Here is a 14,788-nt window from a genome sequence, read left to right on the forward strand (position 1 = left end):
AGGTTGTGCCGGCGCCGGTGCGCGGGTGACGATCCCTGCCGTGCGGGCAAACCTCTCGGCCGCGTCGGCCGTCCTGGCGCTGCTGGCCGCCCTCGCCGGTGCGGTGTACGCGGTGCTGCGGCTGCGCGCCCGGCCCGGCATCGCGACCGCCACCCAGCGGGCCACGTACGAGGTGCTGCACATCGGAGCGCTCGCGGCCGAGCCGCTGCGGGCCGGGCTCACCGCCGCGGCGGCCGCCAAGGCGGTACGGCACCTGCGTACGCTCACCGGGGCGGCCGGCTTCGCGATCGCCTCGACCGACGGAATCCTCGCGCTGGACGGGGTGGGTGACCACCACCGCCCCGAGTTGGAAGCCGCCGCCGCGAAGGTCGCCGCCACCGGCCGCTCCGTCGTGCTCGGCACCGGCGACCTCCCCTGCGACCTGATGGACTGCGCCGTCCGCGGCGGGGTCGTGGTGGCGATCGACCGGGGCGGCGGCGGCAGCCAGGGCGCGCTGGTCGCGGTCAGCGACGGGCCCGTAGCGCCCGGGCTGGTCCAGGCGACCGTCGAAACCGCGCGCTGGGTCGCGGCGCAACTGGCCTTCGCCGAGCTGGACTCGTCGCGGGCCCGCATCGCCCGCGCCGAGGTGCGCGCGCTGCGGGCCCAGATCAGCCCGCACTTCATCTACAACGCCCTCACCGCGATCGCGTCGTTCGTGCGTACCGACCCGGAGCGGGCCCGGGAGCTGATCCTGGAGTTCGCCGAGTTCACCCGGTACTCCTTCCGCGCGCACGGTGAGTTCACCACGCTCGCGGAGGAGCTGCGCTCGATCGACCGGTACCTGACGATCGAGCGGGCCCGCTTCGGTGAACGGCTGCAGGTACGCCTGCAGATCGCGCCCGAGGTGCTGCCGGTCGGACTGCCGTTCCTGTGCCTCCAGCCACTCGTGGAGAACGCGGTCCGGCACGGGCTGTCGGCCAAGCCGGGCGTCGGCACGGTCAGCATCGTCGCCCGCGACGCCGGCGCCGAGTGCCACCTCACGGTCGAGGACGACGGCGTCGGCATGGATCCGTCGGTCCTCGCCGGCCCGGCCTCCGCCGACGACGAGGCGGCCGAGGCGGGGCAGCATGTCGGACTGAGCAACGTGGACGACCGGCTGCGATCGGTCTTCGGCGACGAGTACGGGCTGGTGGTCGAGACCGCGCCCGGCGCGGGAACGAAGGTGAGTATGCGGATACCCAAGTTCCATCCGGTCGTCCGGGCCCGGAGCGCGGCATGATCACTGACTATCCCCGGGTGGCGCCCGCCTACCTGCGGGTACTGGCCGTCGACGACGAGCCGCCGGCACTGGACGAGCTGGCCTTCCTGCTGCGCGCCGACCCGCGGGTCGCCGAGGTCAGCACGGCGACCGACGCGACCGAGGCGCTGCGGGTGCTCCGCGACACCGACGTCGACGTGGTGTTCCTCGACATCCGGATGCCCGGCCTCGACGGCATGGAGCTGGCCCGGCTGCTCGGCCGGTTCGCCAAGCCGCCCGCGGTCGTGTTCGTCACCGCGTACGACGACCGGGCCGCGGAGGCGTTCGACCTCGGGGTCACCGACTACGTCCGCAAGCCGGTACAGGCCGACCGGATCGCCGAGTCGCTGCGCCGGGTACTCGCCGGCCGGCTGGTGAGCGCCCACCCCGCCGTCGCCGGGTACCGTGAGCGGGCCGACGACCCGACGATCCCGGTCGAGCTGGCCGGTACGACCCGGATGCTGCCGCGCTCGGCGGTCCGGTGGGTCGAGGCGCAGGGCGACTACGCCCGCCTGCACACCGCCGACGGCTCGCACCTGGTACGGGTGCCGCTGGCGACGCTCGCCGAGCGCTGGGCCGACGCCGGGTTCGTCCGGGTGCACCGCTCCTACCTGGTGCAGCTCAAGTTGATCACCGAGCTGCGGGCGGCCAACGGCGGCTACGTCGTGGTCGTCGACGGCCGGGAGCTGCCGGTGTCGCGCCGGCACACCCGCGAGCTCAAGGACCGGCTGGTCCGCGCGGCGAAGCAGAACTGGGGCGGTTAGCGAACGGGACGGTCAGAACACCTCGGCCGGGTCGATCACCAGCGGGAACGGGCCTTTCATCCTGGAGGGCCGGTCCGGTGCGGCGCCACTTTCCACAGTAACCGTCCACAGGCCGCCTCCGGCCTTGACAAACGCTGGTCAGCTCGGCTGGACCGTGATGTTGCCGCTGCCGGTGCGCACCTTGACGTGGTGGGTGCCGGAGGCGTCGCTCGGTACCCGTACGTCCAGGTCGCCCGAGGAGCTGGTCGCCGATACCCGGTAGGTCTGCCCACCCGGTACGGTCAGCCGCACGTCGCCGCTGCCGGTGTTCGCGTCGACATCCTGCGCGGTGGCCAGCACCAGGGTGGTGTTGCCCGACCCGGTGTGCACGGCGGTCCGCGAACCGCGCAGGTCCTTGGCGTCGATGTCGCCGGACCCGGTCTCCACGGTGGCCGCCCCCGTCACGTGGGCCAGCCGCAGGTTGCCCGAGCCGGCCCGGCCGGTGACGTCGCCGGTGACGTCGGCGACGTCGACGTCACCGGAGCCGGTGCGTACCACCACGTCGCCGGAGGCGCCGTGGATCTGGACGTTGCCCGAGCCGACCTCGAGCGTGGCCGAGGCGATACCGCTCAGCGTGATGTCGCCGGAGCCGTTGCGACCGTTGACCCGTACCCCGCGCGGCGCGGTCACCTCGTAGTCGACCAGGCACACCCGCCCGCACGAGGTGTTGAGGATCAGTGTGTCGCCGCGTACCGAGTCCGTGGCTCCCGGCCGGTCGTCGCGGTACCGGACGTGACGTTTCACGTGAATCGTGCCGTCCGGCGACGCGGACACGGTCACCGATCCGGCCCCGCCGGCGATGGTGATCGCGGCAACCCGGTCCGCCACCGTCCGCTCGTCGCGGAACTCCTGGTCGGCCATCAGATCACAGCCGCCCAGCAGCCCGACGACCAGTACACCGGCCCCACCGGCAACGATCCTTTTCATGCCCCGAAGTTACGGGCCGACCGGGTGTGCGGGCATCCGGGACACTCCCCGAGTCACCCCTGAACATCTCCCCCGAGTGCCAGCCCGGTTCCCGCGCGACCTCTGCACCGAATGTTCACACCAACCGCCGGTCGTCTCCACCGCCACTGAATAGAGTGCGCCGGTATGAGCCAACGTCGAGTACTGGTCGTCGAGGACGAGCGGACGATCGCCGAGTCCGTCGCCGCCCGGCTGCGGGCCGAGGGGTACGCCGTCGACCTCGCCCACGACGGTCCGACCGCCGTCGCCCGCGCCCAGGCGCTCCAGCCCGACCTGGTCGTCCTCGACGTCATGCTCCCCGGGTTCGACGGGCTGGAGGTGTGCCGGCGCCTTCAGGCCCACCGTCCGGTACCGGTGCTGATGCTGACCGCCCGCGACGACGAGACCGACCTGCTCGTGGGGTTGGCCGTCGGCGCCGACGACTACCTCACCAAGCCGTTCTCGATGCGGGAGCTGGCGGCGCGGGTACACGCGCTGCTGCGCCGGATGGACAAGCTCGCCCACCCCGCCGACGACCACGACGCCGCGCCGCCGATCGTCATCGGTGACCTGGAGATCAACCGGGCTGAGCGGCGGGTCCGCCGTGACGGCGTCGAGGCCCACCTGACCCCGACCGAGTTCGACCTGTTGGTCCACCTGGCGAGCCGGCCGCGCACGGTACTGCCGCGCGAGCGCCTGCTCGCCGACGTCTGGGGCTGGTCGGACGCGCTCGGTACCCGGACCGTCGACAGCCACGTCAAGGCGCTGCGTCGCAAGCTCGGCTCCGACCTGATCCGGACCGTGCACGGCGTCGGGTACGCCCTCGAGGTGCCGGCGTGATGGACTTCCTGCCCCGCCCACTGGACCCGCTGCGCTCGATCAAGGTCAAGCTGGGCGTCACCCTCGTCGGCGCGGGCGCCGCCGGGATGGCCGTCTTCTGGTACGGCACCGGGGCGTTCCGGCCGCGGACCGCCGCCACCGCGATCGTCGTCGCGCTCGTCACGTCCCAGATCCTGGCGCACGGGATGACGGCACCGCTGCGGGAGATGACGGCCGCCGCGCGCGCCATGGCGCGGGGGGACTACAGCCGCCGGGTCCGCGCGACCTCGCGCGACGAGGTCGGGCAGCTCGCGGCGGCGTTCAACCAGATGGCCACCGACCTTGAGTCGGCCGACCAGCAGCGGCGCGAGCTGATCGCCAACGTGTCGCACGAACTGCGGACCCCCATCTCGGCGCTCCGGGCCGTGCTGGAGAACATCGTCGACGGCGTCGCCGCCGCCGACCCCGCGACGCTGCGGACGGCGTTGACCCAGACCGAGCGGCTGGGCCGGCTGGTCACCGAACTGCTCGACCTGTCCCGTATCGACGCCGGCGTGCTCGCCCTCGACCTCGACGAGTTCGCGGTCGCCGACCTGTTCGCCGACGTGGTGGCGGAGGCCGAGGTCGCGGCGGCCGCCCGGGACCGGAAGGTGGTGTTCCGTACCCAGGTCGTGCCGCCGGACACCACCGTCTACGCCGACCGCGAGCGGCTGCACCAGGTCGTGGTCAACCTGCTGGACAACGCCGTCCGGCACGGCCCCGCCGACGGCACGGTCACCGTGACCGGCATCGCGGCGGCGGGCGCGGTGACCATCGAGGTCGTCGACGAGGGTCCGGGCATCCCGGTCGAGGAGCGCCACCGCGTCTTCGAGCGGTTCACCAGGGGAGACCGGTCCACCGGCGGCGGCACCGGTCTCGGCCTCGCGATCGCCCGCTGGGTCGTGGAACTGCACCACGGCTCGATCTCCGTCGCCGACACCGGAGCGGCGGAGGGCTGCCGGATCCGGGTCACCCTGCCCGGCCCCGCGACGACAACCTGAGGCCGGCCGGCCTCCCCGTCCCACACCGCACGAGCGCAGTTCGCCGCCCGGCGATCGGCGTCGCTTCATGCTGCCCGAGAACAGGAGTGATGCGCGATGGATGACAGCCAGAGCACGCAGGCCGGTACCGAACGGGACCCGGTCGAGTCGGAGCCGACCGGCGCCGCCCCCGCCGACCCGACGCCTCCCGCCCCGCCGGCACCTGAAGCCTCTGACGCGTCCGTGCCGCCGGCCAAGCCCTTCGCCGGATTGCCGCCGGCACCGCCCTTCCCCGCCGTGCCGCCCGTCCCGGCGCTGGCTGGCCCGCCCCGGACCCCCTCGTCGTTCCCGGTCCACCGGTGGGACCGACCGGGTGTGGCGCCCGGAGCCCAGGTCCTCGGGGCGGTGCTGCTGGCCGCGCTGCTCGGGGCCGGCACCGTCACCCTGGACCGGCCCGGGCTGGGGTGGTTGCTCACCGGCTTCGCCGTCGTCGCGGTCGTGGTCGCCACGAGCGTGCAGTTCCGGGTCCGGTTGGCGGTCGGCCGGTGGCTGTGGGCGCTCGCCGGCATCGCGCTGCTCGCCGTCGGTACGGTCCGGGCCGCCGACTGGCTGTATCTGGTCTGCCTGCCGATGGCCGGGCTGTGTGCCGCCCAGGCCCTTGTCGACGGGGCGTCGCTGCGCAACATGGTCGCCGGTGTCCTCGCCGGCCCGGTGGCGGTGCTCCGGGCGCTGCCGTGGGCCGGCCGCGGGATCCGTGGGATGTCCCCGGGCGCCCGGCCGCAGGCGCTGGGCCGGCTGCTCGCCTCGGCCGCGGTCAGCGTGGTGCTGCTGATCGTGTTCGGAGCCCTGTTCGCCAGCGCCGACGACGCGTTCGCCCGGCTCGTGGGCCGGATCGTCCCGGACGCCGACCTCAGCGGGTTGCCGCGCTGGCTGTTCCTGTTCACGGCGATCGGGCTCGGTAGCCTCGGTATCGGGTACCTGGTGGCGTCGCGGCCACAGCTGACCGAGGCGGGCGAGCCCCGCCGGCCGCTGCGCCTGCTGGAGTGGGCGCTCCCGGTCGCCCTGCTCGACGCGCTGTTCGCCCTGTTCGTACTGGTCCAGGTCACCGTGCTGTTCGGCGGCCGCGACCACGTCCTCCGGCCGGGCGGTCCGGACTTCGCCCAGTACGCCCGCGGCGGCTTCTGGCAACTGCTCGTCGTCACCATGCTGACCCTCGGGGTGGTCGGCGTGGTGGTGCGGTGGGCGCCGCGGGTCGGGCGCGCCGACCGTACCGCCATCCGGGCGCTGGTGGGCGCGCTCGCGGCCCTCACCCTGGTGATCGTCGCCTCGGCGCTGAAGCGCATGGCCCTGTACGAGGAGGTGTACGGGTACACCCGGCTGCGCCTGGTCATCAGCGCCACCGAACTGTGGCTCGGCCTGCTGTTCGTGCTCGTCCTGGTCGCCGGCGTCCGGCTGCGCACGCGCTGGCTGCCGCGGGCCGTCCTGGCGAGCGCGGTGATCGGGCTTCTCGCGCTGGCCGCGGTCGACCCCGACCGGTTCATCGCCGACCGCAACGTCGACCGGTTCGAGCGTACCGGCCGGGTGGACATGTTCTACCTGTCCGGCCTGTCGGCGGACGCGGTACCGGCGCTGACCCGGCTGCCGGCCGACGTGCGGTCGTACCCCCTCGCGGAGATCACCGCGCGCCTCGACGACCAGCCGGACTCCTGGTACGGCTACAACCTCGGGCGTAGCCGGGCCCGCAGGCTGGCGTCCCCCTGATCACGCTGCCGTTCCGCGATCGTGAAGAGTTCGTGGGGCGATGACCCCCTGAAGTCTTCACGATCATGATCGGGTCGGGCAGACTCCCCGCATGGCAACCGCACCGACGCAGCCCGGCCCGGCGGGGCCTGAGAAACGGGTCCGGGTCGTGCTGGCCGAGGTGGCCCGTGCCAGAACCCCCGGGCACACCCGGATCGAGCTGGAGGAGCAGAGCCAGATCGGGGAGGCACTGGTGCGGGGCCTGGTCCGCACCCAGCTCGCGCTCGCCCTGCGGCTCGCCGCGGTCGTGGCGGTCGGGCTCGGCGGGCTGCCGCTGCTGTTCGCGGTCGCGCCGTCGGTGGCCCGGGCGAGGCCGTTCGGGGTGGCCCTGCCGTGGCTGCTGCTCGGGCTGGTGGCGTACCCGTTCCTGGCCACCGTCGGCTGGGCGTACGTGCACCTCGCCGAGCGCACCGAACGCGACTTCGCCGAACTGGTCGAACGGCCGGAGAAGTGAACCCGTACGCCCTGCCGACCGTCGTCGCGGTCACCCTGGTCACCGTCGGCATCGGCGCGTACGGGCTGCGCCTGGCCCGTACCACGTCGGACTTCCTGGTGGCCTCCCGGATGGTCAGCCCCACCTGGAACGCGGCGGCGATCGGCGGGGAGTACCTGTCGGCGGCGAGCTTCCTCGGCGTCGCCGGCCTGGTGCTCAAGCACGGCGTCGACGTGCTGTGGTACCCGGTCGGCTTCGCCGCCGGCTACCTCGCCCTGCTGCTGTTCGTGGCGGCACCGCTGCGCCGGTCCGGCGCCTTCACCCTGCCCGACTTCTGCGAGGTGCGGCTCGGCTCCCGCCCGCTGCGCAAGCTCGCGACCGTGTTCGTGCTGTTCATCGGCTGGTTCTACCTGGTGCCCCAGTTGCAGGGGGCGGGTCTGACGCTCCGCACGGTCACCGGTGGCCCGTACGCCCTCGGTGCGATCCTCGTCGGCGGGGTGGTCACGCTGAACGTCGCGCTCGGCGGGATGCGGGCGATCACGTTCGTGCAGGCGTTCCAGTACTGGCTGAAGTTGACCGCGCTGGCCGTACCCGTGTTCTTCCTGGTGCTGCAGTGGCAGCAGGACGGCCGCCCGGCGCTCGGATCGGAGACCGTCAGCTTCACCCGCCCGACCACCGTCGAGTTCCGGCATCCCGCGGTGCTCACCCTCACCGAGGCGACGACCGTCGAGGTACGCGGTGAACTCGACGGTGAGCGCACCGCCGGCACGGTGACCGTCGGTACCGGCGACCACACCGTCGGCGCCGGCGGCACCCTGCGCTTCCCGCAGGGGGTCCCGGTGCCGAAGGTCGGCGGGGTCGACAGTGACTCGGGGTTGGCCTGGCTGTTGCCCGGCGGCTCCGGCGGCCACGGGCTGTTCGCCACGTACTCGCTGATCCTGGCGACGTTCCTGGGCACGATGGGGCTGCCGCACGTACTCGTACGCTTCTACACCAACCGCGACGGCGCCGCCGCCCGGCGGACCACGCTCGTGGTGCTCGCGTTGGTGGGGCTGTTCTACCTGATGCCGACCCTCTACGGCGTGCTCGGACGGATCTACGTGCCGCACCTGTTGCTGACTGGGGAGACCGACGCGGTGGTGCTGCTCCTGCCCGGCGCGGCGCTCGGCTCCGGCCTGGTCGGTCAGTTCCTGGGCTCCCTGGTGGCGGCGGGAGCGTTCGCCGCGTTCCTGTCGACGTCGTCGGGGCTGCTGACGTCGGTCGCCGGAGTCCTGTCGACCGACGTGCTCGGGCGGGGATCGGTACGGGACTTCCGCCGGGCGGCGATCGTCGCCGGGGCGGTACCGCTGGTCCTGGCGTTGCGGGTGTCCGACCTCGACGTCTCGCAGGTCGTCGGGTTGGCGTTCGCCGTCGCGGCGTCGAGCTTCTGCCCGCTGCTCGTGCTCGGCATCTGGTGGCGCGGGCTCACCGCGGCCGGAGCCGCGGCCGGCATCGTGGTGGGGGGTGGCGCCGCGGTCGGCGCGGTGCTGTTCACGGTGTTCGTCGGGGCGCCCGGTGACGACTGGCCGGCCGCGCTGCTCGCCCAGCCGGCGGCGTGGACCGTGTCGCTGGCCTTCACGGTCATGGTCGTGGTGTCGCTGCTGACCCGGGGACGGGTCCCGTCGAGCGTCGGCGCGACGATGCTGCGGCTGCACGCCCCCGAGACGTTGAGGCTGTAGTACCGGACCGCCCCGGAGACCGGTTCACACGACGTCGGCCGGATCCACCGACAGGTCGAACGGCTCCGCCGACCGCCACACCTGTCCGGGCTCGACGACGGCCTGCTCGGCGTAGGTGTCGCCGTCGAGCGTGAGCACGGTCAGCCGGCGCGCATCGGGGTCGACCACCCAGTACTGCGGGATGCCGCCGGCCGCGTAGTAGTGCCGCTTGAGCACCAGGTCGTTGCCCGGGTTGGACGGCGACAGCACCTCGACGGCGAGCAGGACGTCGTCCTGGTCGAGTTGGTCGGCGTCCTTGTCCAGCGCCACGGTGCGGACCACGCAGATGTCGGGGATGAAGTAGGTGCGGCGGCCGTGGATGGTCACCCCGGCGTCCTGCACGACCGCGATATCGTGCGGCGCACGGGCCGACAGCAGATCACGAAGTCGATTGACGGCGCGGACATGACGCAGTGCCGGCGCTGGAGTCACCAGGAGACTCCCGTCGAACAGCTCGTAGCGCACGCCCGTGTCCGGAAGTCGGTAGAGGTCGTCGACGGTCCAGCCGGCGGTCGGGGGCCGGAGGGATTCGGTCACGGTCACGACCCCCATCCTTCACGGAGCGCCCGACAGTTCCAGCGGTTGTCCACAGGCCACTGTACGTGTCCACAGCCGGCGACGGCCTATTGACGACGCGACGTGCGCGACCGGGATACCGTCGAGCGGTGACCGGAAATGCGCTCGTCCTGCGGGGGCTCGTCAAGCGGTTCGACGGGCTCACCGCCGTGGGTGGGGTCGACCTCGACGTACCGACCGGCTCGTTCTACGGACTGCTCGGCCCGAACGGCGCGGGCAAGACCACCACCCTGTCCATGGCCGTCGGGCTGCTCCGCCCGGACGCCGGTACGGTCTCGGTGCTCGGCCACGACGTCTGGTCCGACCCGGTCGAGGCCAAGCGGCTGCTCGGCGCCATGCCCGACTCGGTGCGCATGTTCGACCGGCTCTCCGGCGGTGAGCTGCTCGCCTACGTGGGCCTGCTGCGCGGCATGCCGACCGAGACGGTGGAGGCGCGCGCCGCCGAACTGCTCGACGTGCTCGGCCTCGCCAGTGCCGGTGGCACCCTCGTCGTCGACTACTCGGCGGGTATGAAGAAGAAGATCGGGCTGGCCTGCGCGCTGCTGCACGCGCCGCGGTTGCTCGTCCTCGACGAGCCGTTCGAGGCGGTCGACCCGGTGTCGGCGGCGCTCATCCGCGACATCCTGCACCGCTACGTCGCCGGCGGCGGCACGGTCGTCTTCTCCAGCCACGTGATGGAGGTCGTGGAGCGACTGTGCAGCCACGTCGCGATCCTCGCCGGCGGGCAGATCAGGGTCGACGGCACCCTGGACGCGGTCCGGCAGGGCCGCCGCCTGGAGGACGTGTTCGTGAGCGTGGTGGGCGGGCGGGTGGCGACCGGGGCGGAGCTGTCGTGGCTGTAGCAGCGCCGTCCGACGGTAACCCGCCGGCCGGTGGTCCCGCCACACCGGACACACGCGCGGGCGGCCCGGCCGCCCGACCGGTCCGCGCACTCCACTTCGTACGGTTGAAGCTGCGGCTGACCGGCAACGGCCTGCGCGGCCAGACCTGGCGGATGGTGCTGTTCGTCGTCGGCGTCCTCGTCGCGGTGGGCAGTGCCGTCGGCGGCTTCGCACTGTTCACCGGCGCGGCCGCGGCCGATGGTCGGATCGGCCCGCTCGTCGTGGCGTTCGCGGGTGCCGCGCTGACGCTCGGCTGGCTGCTGCTGCCGATGCTGTTCTTCGGAGTCGACGAGACGATCGACCCGGCGCGGTTCGCGCTGCTGCCGATCCCGCGGGGCACCCTGCTGCGCGGGATGCTGGCGGCCGCCTGTGTCGGCGTACCGGCGGTCGCGTCCGCGCTGGCGCTGCTCGGGCTGGTCGCCGGTGCGGGGATCGGGCACGGCGCGGCGGCGGCCGGTGTCGCGTTCGCCGGGGCGGTACTCGGACTGCTCACCTGTGTTCTCGGTAGCCGCGCCCTGACCAGCGCGTTCGCGTCGATGCTGCGGTCCCGGCGGGTACGCGACCTGGCCGCCATCCTGCTCGCGGTGCTCGCGTCGTCGGTCGGTCCGCTGCAGCTCGCGGCGTCGTCGTTGATCTCGCACGGCGACCTCGACCGCGCCGTCCGGATCGCGCGGGTACTCGCCTGGACGCCGCTCGCCGCGCCGTACACCGCCTACCTCGACGCCGCCGCCGGCCGGTGGGGGTACGCGCTCGCCCGGCTGGCGATCGCCGCCGCGACGGTCGCGGCGCTGGCGCTGTGGTGGGGCGCCACGATCGAGTCCGCCATGATCGGCGTGGCCTCGGGCGGGCGGTCGTCCGCCCGGGCCGGACGCACGGTCGGCGTGGTGGCCGCACTCGTACCGGCCGCGCTGCGGCGGCCGCGCGCCGGACGGTTCGGCGGGATCGTCGCCCGGGAGTGGCGGTACTGGTGGCGTGATCCGCGCCGGCGCGCCAGCCTGCTGTCGATGACGATCGCCGGGGTGGTCGTCCCGGTGGCGCTGCGGGCCGGCCCGTCGGTCGGTCACGGCGGCACGCCGCTGCCGCTGGCCGTCGCGTTCAGCGCGCTGCTGGCCGCGATGGTGCTGGCCAACCAGTTCGGCCTCGACGCCTCGGCGTACGCGCTGCACCTGCTCGTCGGGGTGCCGGGCCGGGTCGAGTTGCGGGCCCGGGCGGTGGCGCTGCTCGCGTTCATGGTGCCGGTGCTGGTACTGGTCACCGTCGTGATCGCCGTGCTGACCGGGGTGCCCGGGCAACTTCCGGCGGCCCTCGGCACGGTCCTGGGTGCCCTGGGGATCTCGGCCGGCGCCGCCGCGCTGCTGTCGGTGCTCGCGCCGTACGCGTTCCCGGACTCCACCAACCCGTTCGCGGTCGGCGGCGGCACCAGTGGGCTGCGCGGGATGCTGGCGCTGGCCGGTTCGCTCGCGTCCGGGGTCCTGGTGGCCCCGCTGCTGCTGGTGGCGGTGTTCACGCGCGGTCCGGTCGCCGGGTCCGGGGTGCTCGCCGCCGGACTGGTGTGGGGCGGTGCGGGGCTGTTGGCCGGCACCCGCCTCGCCGGTGACATCCTCGATCAACGGGGGCCGGAAATCCTGGCCGCCGTCACCCCGCGTCGATAGGCCGATCATGACCATCTCGCCGTCCGACCCGTTCGCCACGCCCGACCACCTGCGCTCGCCGGTACGCCGGCTGCGTGGCCGGCTGCCCTCGGCGGTGACGCTGTGGACGGCCCGGGACGGCCGGGGCGCACCGGTCGGTCTGACGGTCTCCTCGACGCTGGTCGTCGACGGCGACCCGGCCCGGCTGCTCGGCGTCGTCGACGAGGAGTCCGAGCTGTGGGCCGCGATCGAGGACACCCGACGGTTCGCGGTGACCGTCCTGGCGTCCGACGACCGCCAGCTCGCCGACCGGTTCGCCGGGCTGATGCCGGCCCCCGGCGGCCTGTTCGCCGGCGACGGTTGGCGGGAGAGCGGGTACGGTCCGGTGCCGGCCGGCCGGGAAACCCTGGCCGGGTGCCGGCTCGACGGCGCGCGGCCGGTCGGCTGGGGGCTGCTGGTCGAGGCGACGATCGAGACGGTGGCGCTGGGCGGGGCGGAGGCACCGCTCGTGCACTACCGGGGCCGCTACCGCGACCTGGCCTGAGCCGTCACGAGTCGGTCGACGCGGGGCCATCCGGTGTCGCCGGGCACGGCGGTCAGCGGTGTGACGCCGGTTACTCGGCGCACCGCAGGCGCCGTTTAGCGCAGGGCCGTACCGCCGCCGGCCCGGGACCTTCACCACCCCGCACTCGGGTTTCTACCGTCCGGGCATCGGTCGGCGCCCGGGTCCTCACGTCGGGCGCCGGCCACCGACCGTTCCCCCACGACAGGTGGTGACCTGATACATGAGCACCGAGACACCGGTACCCCGGTCAACCTCGCAGTCCCCGCCGACGGAACCGGACCCGGTCGCCGCCGGGTACCTCGCGGTCGAGCAGAGCCCCGAGTTCGCGACTCTCCGCAAGGCCCTGCGTGGCTTCGTGTTCCCGATGACCGCGGCGTTCTTCGTCTGGTACGCGCTGTACGTGATCCTGTCGGCCTATGCCCGTGACTTCATGGGCGTGAAGATCGTCGGCAACATCAACGTGGCGCTCGTCTTCGGGCTGCTGCAGTTCGTGTCGACGTTCCTCATCGCCTGGCTGTACTCCCGGTATGCCGACCGCCGGATCGACCCGCTGGCCGGGGACCTCCGGGAGCGCGTGGAAGAAGGGAACCGTTCGTGAACCGCCTCCTTCTCGCGGCCGAGTCGGGCAGCAACGCCCGTGGCCTCACGATCACGCTCTTCGTGATCTTCGTGCTGATCACCCTGGGCATCACGGTCTGGGCCAGCCGCCAGACCCGCAGCGCGGCCGACTTCTACGCCGGCGGCCGCTCGTTCAGCGGCTTCCAGAACGGCATGGCGATCGGCGGCGACTACATGTCGGCGGCCAGCTTCCTCGGCATCGCCGGCATCATCGCGCTCAGCGGCTACGACGGCTTCCTGTACTCGATCGGCTTCCTGGTCGCGTGGCTGGTCGCGCTGCTGCTCGTCGCGGAGCTGCTGCGGAACTCCGGCAAGTACACGATGGCCGACGTACTGGCATTCCGGATGCGGCAGCGACCGGTCCGGACCGCCGCTGCGGTCTCCACGATCACTGTGTCGATCTTCTACCTGCTCGCGCAGATGGTCGGCGCCGGCGCGCTGGTCTCCCTGCTGCTGGGTATCAAGCCCGGCCAGACCTTCCTGGGCATGGACGCCGACACGGCCAAGGTCGCCACGATCGTCTTCGTCGGTGTACTGATGATCGTGTACGTGGTCGTCGGTGGCATGAAGGGCACCACGTACGTCCAGATCGTCAAGGCGTTCATGCTGATGCTGGGTGCGCTGCTGATGACCCTGCTGGTGCTCGCCGCGTACAAGTTCAACCTTTCCAGCCTGCTCGGCGAGGCGGCCGCCAAGTCCGGCAAGGGCGCCGCGTTCCTGGAGCCGGGTCTGCGGTACGGCAAGGAGGTCCCCGGCGACGCCGCGCAGACCTTCTACAACAAGATGGACCTGCTCTCGCTCGGCATCGCACTGGTGCTCGGCACGGCGGGCCTGCCGCACATCCTGACCCGCTTCTACACCGTGCCCAACGCCCGGGCCGCCCGCAAGAGCGTGCTGTGGGCGATCGGGCTGATCGGCGCGTTCTACCTGATGACCCTCGCGCTGGGCTTCGGCGCGGCGGCGCTGGTCGGCGGCAAGGCGATCACCACTCAGGACAAGGCCGGCAACACCGCGGCCCCGCAGCTCGCCCAGGTCCTCGGCGAGAAGTACCTCGGGGGTGCCACCGGCGGTTCGGTGATGCTCGCGGTCATCGCGGCGGTCGCGTTCGCCACGATCCTCGCGGTGGTGGCCGGCCTGACGCTGGCGTCGTCGTCGTCGCTCGCGCACGACTTCTACGCCAACGTGCTCAAGAACGGGCAGACGTCGGAGCGCCAGGAGGTGCAGGTCGCGCGGATCTCGGCGCTCATCATCGGCGCGGTGTCGATCGGACTGTCGATCTACGCGCAGAGTCTGAACGTCGCGTTCCTGGTGGCGCTGGCGTTCGCGGTCGCCGCCTCGGGCAACCTGCCGGCGATCCTGTACTCGCTGTTCTGGAAGCGGTTCACCACGACGGGCGCCACGGCGGCGATCTACGGCGGGTTGCTCTCCGCCGTGGTGCTGGTGTTCTTCTCGCCCGTGGTCTCCGGCTCGCCGACGGCGATGTTCCCGCACAACGACTGGCACTGGTTCCCGCTGTCCAACCCGGGACTCATCTCGATTCCGGTCGGGTTCCTGTGCGGCTGGCTCGGCACCGTGCTGTCGCGGGAGCCGGCCGACGCGGCGAAGTACGCGGAGATGGAGGTCCGGTCGCTCACCGGAGCGGGTGCGCACTGATCGTCACGTAAA

Annotated in this window: 14 protein-coding genes; 12 read left to right on the plus strand and 2 right to left on the minus strand. The window is 72.8% G+C overall.

Going from position 1 to position 14,788, the window contains the following annotated elements:
* Positions 1-40: 40 nt before the first annotated feature.
* Together ACNTMW_RS11210 and ACNTMW_RS11215 are read left to right on the plus strand one after the other, a co-directional pair.
* The gene (locus ACNTMW_RS11210; protein ID WP_426633371.1) at positions 41-1,258 is read left to right on the plus strand and encodes a sensor histidine kinase; all 1,218 of its coding nucleotides are present in this window, start codon (positions 41-43) and stop codon (positions 1,256-1,258) included.
* Entirely contained in the window at positions 1,255-2,040 is a 786-nt protein-coding gene (locus ACNTMW_RS11215) for a LytR/AlgR family response regulator transcription factor (protein ID WP_426633372.1), read from the plus strand. Before ACNTMW_RS11210 ends, ACNTMW_RS11215 begins: the two co-directional genes overlap by 4 nt.
* Before the next feature lie 138 nt (positions 2,041-2,178).
* On the opposite strand, the gene ACNTMW_RS11220 is transcribed toward ACNTMW_RS11215, so the two are convergent.
* Positions 2,179-3,006 carry a DUF4097 family beta strand repeat-containing protein gene (locus tag ACNTMW_RS11220; protein WP_426633373.1) on the minus strand — a complete coding sequence of 276 codons (828 nt, stop codon included), beginning with the start codon at positions 3,004-3,006 and terminating at the stop codon, positions 2,179-2,181.
* A gap of 165 nt (positions 3,007-3,171) precedes the next feature.
* Between ACNTMW_RS11220 and ACNTMW_RS11225 the strand changes: the two genes are divergently transcribed.
* The 5 genes from ACNTMW_RS11225 (at position 3,172) to ACNTMW_RS11245 (ending at position 8,813) form a co-directional block, all read left to right on the plus strand.
* Positions 3,172-3,864: a response regulator transcription factor gene (locus ACNTMW_RS11225; RefSeq protein WP_426633374.1), complete on the plus strand. Its 693-nt coding sequence runs from the start codon at positions 3,172-3,174 to the stop codon at positions 3,862-3,864.
* On the plus strand, positions 3,864-4,883 hold the full coding sequence (locus tag ACNTMW_RS11230; RefSeq protein ID WP_426633375.1) for a HAMP domain-containing sensor histidine kinase: 1,020 nt from the start codon (positions 3,864-3,866) through the stop codon (positions 4,881-4,883). The genes ACNTMW_RS11225 and ACNTMW_RS11230 overlap by 1 nt, the downstream gene beginning before the upstream one ends.
* 96 nt (positions 4,884-4,979) lie before the next feature.
* A complete protein-coding gene (locus ACNTMW_RS11235) occupies positions 4,980-6,623 on the plus strand; it encodes a DUF4153 domain-containing protein (protein WP_426633376.1) in 1,644 nt (547 codons plus the stop codon).
* 91 nt (positions 6,624-6,714) lie between these two features.
* Positions 6,715-7,116: a hypothetical protein gene (locus tag ACNTMW_RS11240; protein ID WP_426633377.1), complete on the plus strand. Its 402-nt coding sequence runs from the start codon at positions 6,715-6,717 to the stop codon at positions 7,114-7,116.
* On the plus strand, positions 7,113-8,813 hold the full coding sequence (locus ACNTMW_RS11245) for a sodium/solute symporter (protein ID WP_426633378.1): 1,701 nt from the start codon (positions 7,113-7,115) through the stop codon (positions 8,811-8,813). Before ACNTMW_RS11240 ends, ACNTMW_RS11245 begins: the two co-directional genes overlap by 4 nt.
* 24 nt (positions 8,814-8,837) lie before the next feature.
* Here ACNTMW_RS11245 and ACNTMW_RS11250 read toward each other — a convergent pair whose 3' ends face one another.
* Entirely contained in the window at positions 8,838-9,395 is a 558-nt protein-coding gene (locus tag ACNTMW_RS11250) for a Uma2 family endonuclease (RefSeq protein WP_426633379.1), read from the minus strand.
* Between the two features lie 122 nt (positions 9,396-9,517).
* Between ACNTMW_RS11250 and ACNTMW_RS11255 the strand changes: the two genes are divergently transcribed.
* The 5 genes from ACNTMW_RS11255 to ACNTMW_RS11275 all read left to right on the plus strand — a co-directional run bounded on the left by ACNTMW_RS11255 (position 9,518) and on the right by ACNTMW_RS11275 (position 14,776).
* On the plus strand, positions 9,518-10,270 hold the full coding sequence (locus tag ACNTMW_RS11255) for an ABC transporter ATP-binding protein (RefSeq protein ID WP_426633380.1): 753 nt from the start codon (positions 9,518-9,520) through the stop codon (positions 10,268-10,270).
* On the plus strand, positions 10,261-11,961 hold the full coding sequence (locus ACNTMW_RS11260) for an ABC transporter permease (protein ID WP_426633381.1): 1,701 nt from the start codon (positions 10,261-10,263) through the stop codon (positions 11,959-11,961). The genes ACNTMW_RS11255 and ACNTMW_RS11260 overlap by 10 nt, the downstream gene beginning before the upstream one ends.
* 7 nt (positions 11,962-11,968) lie before the next feature.
* Positions 11,969-12,484, plus strand: coding sequence for a flavin reductase family protein (locus ACNTMW_RS11265; RefSeq protein ID WP_426633382.1), 516 nt, complete (start codon positions 11,969-11,971; stop codon positions 12,482-12,484).
* Between the two features lie 241 nt (positions 12,485-12,725).
* On the plus strand, positions 12,726-13,103 hold the full coding sequence (locus ACNTMW_RS11270; RefSeq protein WP_426633383.1) for a DUF485 domain-containing protein: 378 nt from the start codon (positions 12,726-12,728) through the stop codon (positions 13,101-13,103).
* Positions 13,100-14,776 carry a solute symporter family protein gene (locus ACNTMW_RS11275; protein ID WP_426633384.1) on the plus strand — a complete coding sequence of 559 codons (1,677 nt, stop codon included), beginning with the start codon at positions 13,100-13,102 and terminating at the stop codon, positions 14,774-14,776. Before ACNTMW_RS11270 ends, ACNTMW_RS11275 begins: the two co-directional genes overlap by 4 nt.
* Positions 14,777-14,788: the final 12 nt, after the last annotated feature.

It is taken from the genome of Planosporangium spinosum (assembly GCF_049999945.1).
Taxonomy (GTDB): Bacteria; Actinomycetota; Actinomycetes; order Mycobacteriales; family Micromonosporaceae; genus Planosporangium; species Planosporangium spinosum.